At 69.4% G+C, this 7,482-nt stretch carries 6 protein-coding genes and 2 pseudogenes; 2 read left to right on the top strand and 6 right to left on the bottom strand.

Going from position 1 to position 7,482, the window contains the following annotated elements:
* From AB0J09_RS50005 to AB0J09_RS49995, 3 genes and pseudogenes are all read right to left on the bottom strand, one after another.
* A pseudogene (locus AB0J09_RS50005) lies at nucleotides 1–1,416 on the bottom strand (hypothetical protein); the annotation flags it as partial.
* Nucleotides 1,413–2,939, bottom strand: a complete 1,527-nt coding sequence (locus AB0J09_RS50000) for a cytosine permease (protein ID WP_360708179.1) — start codon at nucleotides 2,937–2,939, stop codon at nucleotides 1,413–1,415. The gene AB0J09_RS50000 and the pseudogene AB0J09_RS50005, both read right to left, overlap by 4 nt.
* Before the next feature lie 52 nt (nucleotides 2,940–2,991).
* Nucleotides 2,992–3,906 carry a ribokinase gene (locus AB0J09_RS49995; RefSeq protein ID WP_360708176.1) on the bottom strand — a complete coding sequence of 305 codons (915 nt, stop codon included), beginning with the start codon at nucleotides 3,904–3,906 and terminating at the stop codon, nucleotides 2,992–2,994.
* Nucleotides 3,907–4,003: 97 nt separating this feature from the next.
* On the opposite strand from AB0J09_RS49995, the gene AB0J09_RS49990 reads away from it, so the two are divergent.
* A complete protein-coding gene (locus tag AB0J09_RS49990) occupies nucleotides 4,004–5,005 on the top strand; it encodes a LacI family DNA-binding transcriptional regulator (protein ID WP_360708173.1) in 1,002 nt (333 codons plus the stop codon).
* A 148-nt stretch (nucleotides 5,006–5,153) separates the two neighbouring features.
* Here the strand turns inward: AB0J09_RS49990 and AB0J09_RS49985 are convergent, their stop codons facing one another.
* Both AB0J09_RS49985 and AB0J09_RS49980 read right to left on the bottom strand, forming a co-directional pair.
* Complete coding sequence (locus AB0J09_RS49985) at nucleotides 5,154–5,726, bottom strand: carbonic anhydrase (RefSeq protein WP_360708170.1); 573 nt, start codon at nucleotides 5,724–5,726, stop codon at nucleotides 5,154–5,156.
* Nucleotides 5,727–5,814: 88 nt separating this feature from the next.
* Nucleotides 5,815–6,219, bottom strand: a complete 405-nt coding sequence (locus tag AB0J09_RS49980; RefSeq protein WP_360708167.1) for a hypothetical protein — start codon at nucleotides 6,217–6,219, stop codon at nucleotides 5,815–5,817.
* Nucleotides 6,220–6,643: 424 nt separating this feature from the next.
* Here AB0J09_RS49980 and AB0J09_RS49975 point away from each other — a divergent pair, with 424 nt between their 5' ends.
* Nucleotides 6,644–7,111, top strand: a complete 468-nt coding sequence (locus tag AB0J09_RS49975; RefSeq protein WP_360708164.1) for a heavy-metal-associated domain-containing protein — start codon at nucleotides 6,644–6,646, stop codon at nucleotides 7,109–7,111.
* Nucleotides 7,112–7,259: 148 nt separating this feature from the next.
* On the opposite strand, the pseudogene AB0J09_RS49970 reads toward AB0J09_RS49975, so the two are convergent.
* Nucleotides 7,260–7,482 (bottom strand): annotated as a pseudogene (locus AB0J09_RS49970) (hypothetical protein); the annotation flags it as partial.

Raw genomic sequence — 7,482 nt, 5'->3', positions numbered from 1 at the left:
GCCGTCCCGCTCGTCGCCGTCCGTGAGCCAGAACGCGTGCTCGAGGAACTGGCGCGCCCCGAGCAGGTGGTGCCGGATCGCCTGCGCGCGCATGTCCGATAGCCGCAGCTCCCACTGCCCCGCCCCGAAGTGCGTGCCCGGCTCGACCCGCGCGTAGTACTGCTCGACGATGCACCCGCTGCGCCCGTGGGCGCGCGCCACCGAGTCGCCGAACTTGGCGCTCAGCTGGGCGTCGTTGTTCCGCGCGTCCACGGCGGTCACGTCCCGGAACGCGTCGATCGCGAAGTAGTCCATGCCGAAGTTGGAGCGCACGTCGTCGGCGATCACGACGTCGGTAATGTCCCACGACCCGACATGGGCGAGCACCTCGTGCCCGGAGAAGAGGAGCCCGTGCTCGTGGCACCAGTCGGCGACGGTGCCGAAGAATGCGTCCGTCGCCGTCGCGGCGTAGAGGGAGAAGAAGCGCGCCCGCACCTCCGCCTGTCCGGCATCGTCGGAGAGGAGCGCGGGCAGGATCCCGCGCCACCCGCCGTCGAGCTCCCGGTCGGCGGCCTCGCGGAGCGTTGCCGAGTACATGAGCGACGACCCGAGCGTCCCTGTCCGCTCCGTCCAGTCCCAGAAGCAGGAGTGCGGCTGGTCGAAGAACACGTACACCACGGTGTCGCCGATGTGGTCGCTCAGGGCGTCCACGTACGGCTGGAGCCCGACCTCCGTGAACCGGCGCGCCGCAGCCGGCTCCAGATAGTCGATCATGCGGGAGGTCGCGCAGCGCGCCGACAGCGCGGCGGCCACGCGCGCGCCGGCGGGGGCGCCGGGCAACTCGACGGCGACCGTCGCCCCGTCGGGGCCGCTGCGGGCGATGGTGGCGCGATCGGTCACGTCCCGGTCCTCGCCGTCGTCCGAGCGCAGGAAGACGCCCTGCAGCTCCCAGTCCGCCCAGCGTGGCGACCCGCCGTCGAAGACCCACTCCGCGCCCTGCTCCAGCAGCCAGTCGACGTCCGTGGCATGGATGCCGCTGACGGTCAGCTCCGCGCGGCCGTCTACGACCGTCGACGCTGTCCAGAAAAGGTGGCTCTCGCGGAAGGAGTCGTGGCCGGCGACGGTCTTCCCTCCCGCGTGACCGGAGAGCCAGTTGTAGTCGTCGTAGATGCCCATGCGGAGCCCGAGTCGCCGAGCCGTGTCCGCGGTGGTCCTGACCGCCGCGAGGTGCTCGCGGGACAGGTACTCCCGCAGCGGCCAGGAGAGGCGCACCGCCACCTGGAACGACCCGTAGCCGGCCTGCCGCATCGTCGTGAGCTGCTCGAGGATCTCGTCCTCGGTCGGGACGCGGTGCCAGAACCAGTAGTTGGCAGGGCGATGCCAGAAGTCCGGGTCGCGAAAGCGCGCGAGCTTCTCGTCGGCGGGCCCGATCGTCACTGCTCGACCGCCTGCGGCTCCGACTGCTCCGCCGGCACACGCGAGTAGTCGGGCTTCGGGTCGAGCTTGACGCCGAACGTCAGCAGCGCGTACAGCCCGGCGCCCACGGCCATCGCGATCACGACGCCGACATTGCTCGCGCCGAACACGCCGCCCTTGGCCTCATCGGTCAGGAAGAAGCCGGTGACATAGGCGAAGTTCGGGTCCGCGCTTGTCACCAGGCCCAGACCGACGACGGTGCCGACGCCGAGGCTGACCAGCGCCGTCCACCGGCCGTTGCGTCCGCCGGAGCCGAAGGGCTTGGCCATGTCGGTGTTCCAGCCGAGGCGGCGCTGGCGGATGAAGTCGATCATCTGGATGCCGCCCGTCGTCCCCATCATGACGGCGATGAGGGAGAGGAACGACTGGAACGTAGCGAGGAACGAGGTCGAGATGAACAGCAGGTAGAAGGCGCCGGCGGCGATGATGAGGGCGTTGATCGCCGTGGTGGTCGAGCGGCGCAGCGGGACGCCGATGGCCAGGAGCGCGAGGCCGGACGAGTAGATGCCGGTGATCGCGGCCGAGACGAGCGAGATCACGATGACGATCGAGAACGGGATGAAGAACCACAGTGGGAGCAGGTCGGTCAGCGCGCTGATCGGGTCCGCTGCCGCCGCCTCGCCCAGCTTCGGCGCGCTCCCGGCGAGCAGCACGCCGACCACGAGCAGGATCACGGTCGGCACGGAGAGACCGGAGATCGTCCAGCCGATGACGCCCGCGGCCGGGGTCTTGCGCGGCAGGTAACGGGCGAAGTCGCCGCCGTAGTTGAGGAAGCCGATGCCGACGAGGGTCATGGCCATGATGGTCCCGCCGACGATGGCGAGCGGACCGCCGGCCGGGGCGTCGCCGAGGCGCGCCCAGTCGATATGGGGGATGATCAGCGCAAGGAAGATCACCGTCATCAGGCCGGTCACCCAGGAGATCCAGACCTCCACCTTCATGATCAGCTCGTGGCCGAGGACGGAGACCGTCATCGTCACGGCGAGCACGAGCACGAACCAGAGCACGATGGTGAAGGTCGAGCTGCTGCCGTCGGAGTTGGCGAAGACGGCCGGCCACAGCTTGGAGAAGAGGTTGGCGCCGGTCGTGGACGCGAGCGTGATGATCGTGATCTTCCAGCCCATGTTCGACAGGTAGGCGAAGAAGGCGGGCACGCGGTTGCCCACGAATCCGAAGGCGAACCGGGTCTGCGTCAGGGTCGGGAGCCCCGTGCGCGGACCTCCGACGGCGAGGATGCCGACGAACGCCGACGAGACAAGGTAGCCGATCGTGCCGGCGATGATCGCCTGGGGCACGCTCAGCCCGAGGCTGAAGACGTAGATGCCATAGCTGATGCCGAGGATGGAGATGTTCCAGGCGAACCAGATCGCGAAGAGGCCGCGCGGGCTGCCGCGCCGTTCGTCGTCGGGGACGGGGTTCACACCGTTGGTCTCGACGAGGGACTTCTTCTGAGCCGGGGTGTCGGGGGTCACGAGGGTCTTCACTTCCGATCGGATTCGCGCACGCGCGCGTCGTTGCGGGTGGTGCGGTTCGAGGTCAGGGATGCGTGACGGCGTCGTTCATCGAGGCCAGCAGCGATCCGACGGAGAAGCGGTTGAGGTCGCCGCCCACGGCGCCCGTCCCGCTGACGGCGATGGCAGCCGCGGCGGCGGCCCACTGCGCGGCTCGGTCGAGCGAGTCGCCCTCGCACAGTCGCGCCACGAGCGCGCCGAGGAAGGCGTCGCCTGCGCCCACGGTGTCGTCGACGGCGACGCGGGGCGAGGGGACGTGGCTCAGGCGGCCGGCGGTGCGCACGAGGGCGCCGTCGGCTCCGACCGTGACGACGACGTCGCCCGTGATCGGTGTCCGCACGAGGAGGTCGCGGGCCTCGTCGACGCTCTGTGGCGTGGGGGCGCCCGACAGGTCCGCGAGCTCCCCCGCGTTCATCACGAGGACGTCGACGAGGTCGAGCAGGTCGGCGGGCACCTCGCGGTACGGGGAGGGGTTGAGCACGACCCGGGACCGGCCGGCGAAGGCGCGGATGGCGAACTCGACGGTCTCGCGCGGGATCTCGTGCTGCAGTACGACGACGCGCGGCGGCTCCGAGGCGGCCAGGTACGAACGGATGTGCTCGGGAGCGAGGTGGCTGTTCGCACCCGGCGTGACGACGATCGCGTTGTCGTCACCCGTGATGAGCAGCACCGCGCGTCCGCTGGGCATCCCCGGCACCTCGACGAGATGCCGCAGGTCGACGCCGGCGTCACGGAGGGGCTCGAGCGCGGAGGCCGCATCCGAGCCGATGGCGGCGAGGAGGCCGACGCGGCCGTCCAGGCGAGCCGCGGCCAAGGCCTGGTTGGCGCCCTTCCCGCCCGACCCTTCGAACATGCTCGTCGCCCCGATCGTCTGGCCCGCGTTCGGGAACCGGTCGATCCGGAGCCCGAGGTCGACGTTGACCGATCCGATGACGAGCATGTCGAGCCGATCGGAGTTACCACGCTCTGGGAAAAGCATTTCCAGAGACAAGCACGGACGTCCGTCCCCTGTCAATCCGCGCTACGATGCCGGGGAAATGGTTCATGGAGACACGAAGCGCACCAGCCTCAAAGAGGTCGCGCGGCTGGCCGACGTCTCCGTGCCCACGGCTAGCCGCGTTCTGGCCGGTGTCGATCGCAACGTCGACGCCGTGCTCGCGGAACGCGTCCGACAGGCCGCCGACACACTCGGCTACCGGGTGAACGCCGCCGCGCGAGCGCTGCGGCGCCAGTCGACGGACACGCTCGCGCTCCTCGTGCCCGGCATCGCCAACCCGTACTTCGCCGAGCTCGTCGCGGCGTTCTCCCAGCGCCTGGCGGCGGAGGGACGCAGCCTCATCACGGTCGACACGAACGACGACATCGAGGTCGAGTCGATCCAGCTCCGCTCGATCGACCGCGTCCTCGTCGACGCCCTGATGGTGGTGCCCGTCTCACGCGAGCGCAGCGGTGAGGCCATCCGCCAGGTCATGCGCACCCGGCGCGTCGTCCAGGTGGACAGGACGGCCGCGGACGTGGACGCGATCTCCGTCGGGCTGGACAACGCCGCGGGAGTGGCCGTGCTGGTCGACCATCTGCGCTCAATCGGCCGCGACCGGATCGTGTTCGTCGACGCCCGGTCGACGAGCTCGGCCGGACGCGAGCGGCTCAACAGCTTCCTCGGCCTGGCCGGACCGTCCGACTGGCTGATCGACATGCCGACCTTCTCCGTGCGCAGCGGCGTCGAGGCGGCCCGGCGTCTCCTCGACGATCCCCGCGCCGCCGACGCGGTGATCTGCGCCGCCGACGTGCTCGCCGTCGGGATGCTCACCACCCTGCAGCAGGCCGGCGTGAGGGTGCCGGACGACATCGCCCTCACCGGCTTCGACGGCACGAGCCTGGCCGAGATCGTCGAACCGGGCCTGACCACGATCGCGTCGCGCACCGAAGCGATCGTCGACGCCTCGCTCGCCGCGGTCGCTGGAGCCGACGTGGACGTCGAGATCGCCCCCTCCCTGGACGTGCGCGGCTCGACGGTACGGAACGCGCCCGCGTGCTAGGGACGTGTCTCGCAGTTGGATTGCCCATTGGCCTGGGATCTGTGTCGCGGTTCGAGTTGTTGACGGATGCCCAGGCCCGCGTTCCGCGTAATTCACCGGCCTGAGAAGTGGCGGGGCCTGGTGCATTGCCAGGCCCCGGTCACCCCGTTTACAGCGGGCCGAGGCTGTTGTCGTCGGGATCCAGAGTGCTGACGCCGCCCGTGCTCAGGTCGTAGTACCAGCCGTGCAGGCGGAGCCGGCCCTGGGCCAGGCGGCGCTTGATAGCGGGGTAGCTGCGGAGCTTGTCGAGTTGGGCATGGAGGTGGGACACCTCCGATGGTGTGGCCGGGGCCGGGGCCGGCCGAGCGCGGCCCTTGGTGCGGGTCAGCCACCACCAGGTGTCGAAGGTCGAGGTGGTCAGCCCGCCTCGCCGCATGATGCCGACCGCGGCGCAGTGTGAGTGCCCGCACACGACGATGTCGGTGACGGCGAGTACTTCCAGCGCGTAGCTGAGTGTCGCTGCCTCGCTGCAGCACCGGCCTGGCCGGTACGGTGGCACGACGTTTCCGACGGTGCGCAATTCCAGGATCTGGCCGGGGCGGGCCCCGGTCAGCAGTGCGGGCGACACCCTGGCGTCGCTACAGGCGATGAACATCGCCTCCGGCCGGTGTGGCTCCACCTGGGCGGCGGGACGAGGCCGCTGGCGCGGCAGGGTACGGGCATAGTTGATCAACGAGTCCATGACAGGTTCGTTCTCCAGGTCGCGGGTCGACGAATGGACGGCGGCCCTCGCGCCGGCTGGTGAGGTGCGGCGCGAAGGGACACGCCCGTCAGCATCGAAGAATCTGCGTACCCGGCAGCGGCAGCGAGGGGGTGCTCCCGGCTCCCGCCAGCAGCACCGAGTTCCGGAGGGCGTGTGCGGCGGGTGCGGAGAACACGTCTGGCGCGGCGGCGAGCATCTGCCTGGACAGCGTGAGTCCGTGGGCGAGGACTCTTGCCTGATGACGCACCCCGGGCACGTGCGCAGGCGTGTGCGACGGCCCGGGCATCGGCGTGGACTCCAGGCCGGCGGCCTGTTCGCTGCCGGCCTGTGGCCCAACAGGCGTGGACGGTGGTCGTCCAGGATCGTGAACGGCGCACGGGAAGCTCACGGTGGCGTGCAGGACCAGCGACAAGGCCAGCACCAACGCGTACACCCAGGCGGACAGGCTGTTGCTCCCTGCATCACCCGCCATCGCTCACCTCACAACGGAAGAGCTCGCCGCCCCATTCAGTTACACAGCATAGATTGTTGATAACTATGTGTAACCACCGGGTGAGAATGCGGTCGTATTGGAACGGTTCGCGAGTCTCGGATGGGCGAAGCGCTGTCCTGCTGCGCCGCCGGGAGCAACTGGCCCGGCGCATCGCTGAGGCGCAGGCGTCGTTTGAACTCATCGACTGCGCGCTGGACTGCGATCATGAGGACTTGGCCAGTTGCCCTCATTTTCAGTCCATGCTCACGGAGCGGATCTCTCTATCGCCTCCGCCACACGTACGAGTGTGAACAGGGCTCCTTGAGGTCGGCATACGGCGCCTCAGGGGGCCGATTACTACTATGAGCAATGGTTGATCAAGTGCTTCCTGTTGCACGCCGCCCGGCGGGTACGGAGGAGAACCATGACGCCTGGGGATATGAAGGATCGCCGCACGGCGGTTCTCGACGTGAGCGGGCTGCAGTGGGCCTCGGAGCAGCACGTCGTGCGTGCTGCCCTGAGCCGCCGCCCTGGCGTGATCGAGGCCGAGGTGAACCCGGTCGGGCAGACCGCCACCGTGGTGTTCGATCCGAGGGCCACGTCCATGGCCGAGCTTCGCCGCTGGGTACAGGAATGCGGCTATCACTGCGCGGGGCAGTCCGTACCGTCGCACGTCTGCGATCCCATGGCAGAACCCTGGCTGCAGCGCGGCGGGCGCAAGGTCGGTCCCCGCTACCGTGCTCCCTCTCGCACCGACGGGCCCGATCCTCGATCGAGTACGGCCGCTCCGGAGCACTCGACTTGCCGCTGCCCCGGGAGTCGTAGGTCACCCAGCAACACCGTCTCGCCCTCACCCACCTCGCTGTGGGCGATCTCAACATCGTTCGCATAGGCTGTGTTCACGAGGCGATGCCACGAGGCCGCGAACTGGCTGCTGGCGTGAGGCCACCGGGAGTGGCGTGATGCGTCGACTTCAAGACCGACGCACGTAATCAGTGATTACGCCGCGCCGTACGAGCCCTCGGAGCACGGTCGCGGGCTTACCCTTTGGCCTTCTCGGCCAGGTCGTTCGAGTGCCCTCCGAGGTGTTTGACGTAGCGGTGGGCCGGGACGACGACAGGTCCGGTTTCGTTCGGTGCGAGGTGGTCGAACAGGCCCTCGTCGACCCATCCATTCCGCTCGTAGAACCTCCGGGCCCGGGCATTGCCGGCGACGACCGCCAGCCAGGCCCGCTGGTGACCGTTCGCCGCGACAAGGCGTTCG

Origin of the sequence: Nonomuraea sp. NPDC049784, assembly GCF_040659615.1 — a bacterium.
Classification (GTDB): Bacteria; Actinomycetota; Actinomycetes; order Streptosporangiales; family Streptosporangiaceae; genus Nonomuraea.
This window is presented reverse-complemented; position numbering and strand designations above follow the sequence as displayed.

Excerpts from the sequence above, each read along its gene's own strand:
- AB0J09_RS49995 (WP_360708176.1), bottom strand. The coding sequence starts at position 3,906 with ATGCTCGTCATCGGATCGGTCAACGTCGACCTCGGGCTCCGGATCGAC.
- AB0J09_RS49990 (WP_360708173.1), top strand. The coding sequence starts at position 4,004 with ATGGTTCATGGAGACACGAAGCGCACCAGCCTCAAAGAGGTCGCGCGG.
- AB0J09_RS49985 (WP_360708170.1), bottom strand. The coding sequence starts at position 5,726 with ATGGACTCGTTGATCAACTATGCCCGTACCCTGCCGCGCCAGCGGCCT.
- AB0J09_RS49980 (WP_360708167.1), bottom strand. The coding sequence starts at position 6,219 with ATGGCGGGTGATGCAGGGAGCAACAGCCTGTCCGCCTGGGTGTACGCG.
- AB0J09_RS49975 (WP_360708164.1), top strand. The coding sequence starts at position 6,644 with ATGACGCCTGGGGATATGAAGGATCGCCGCACGGCGGTTCTCGACGTG.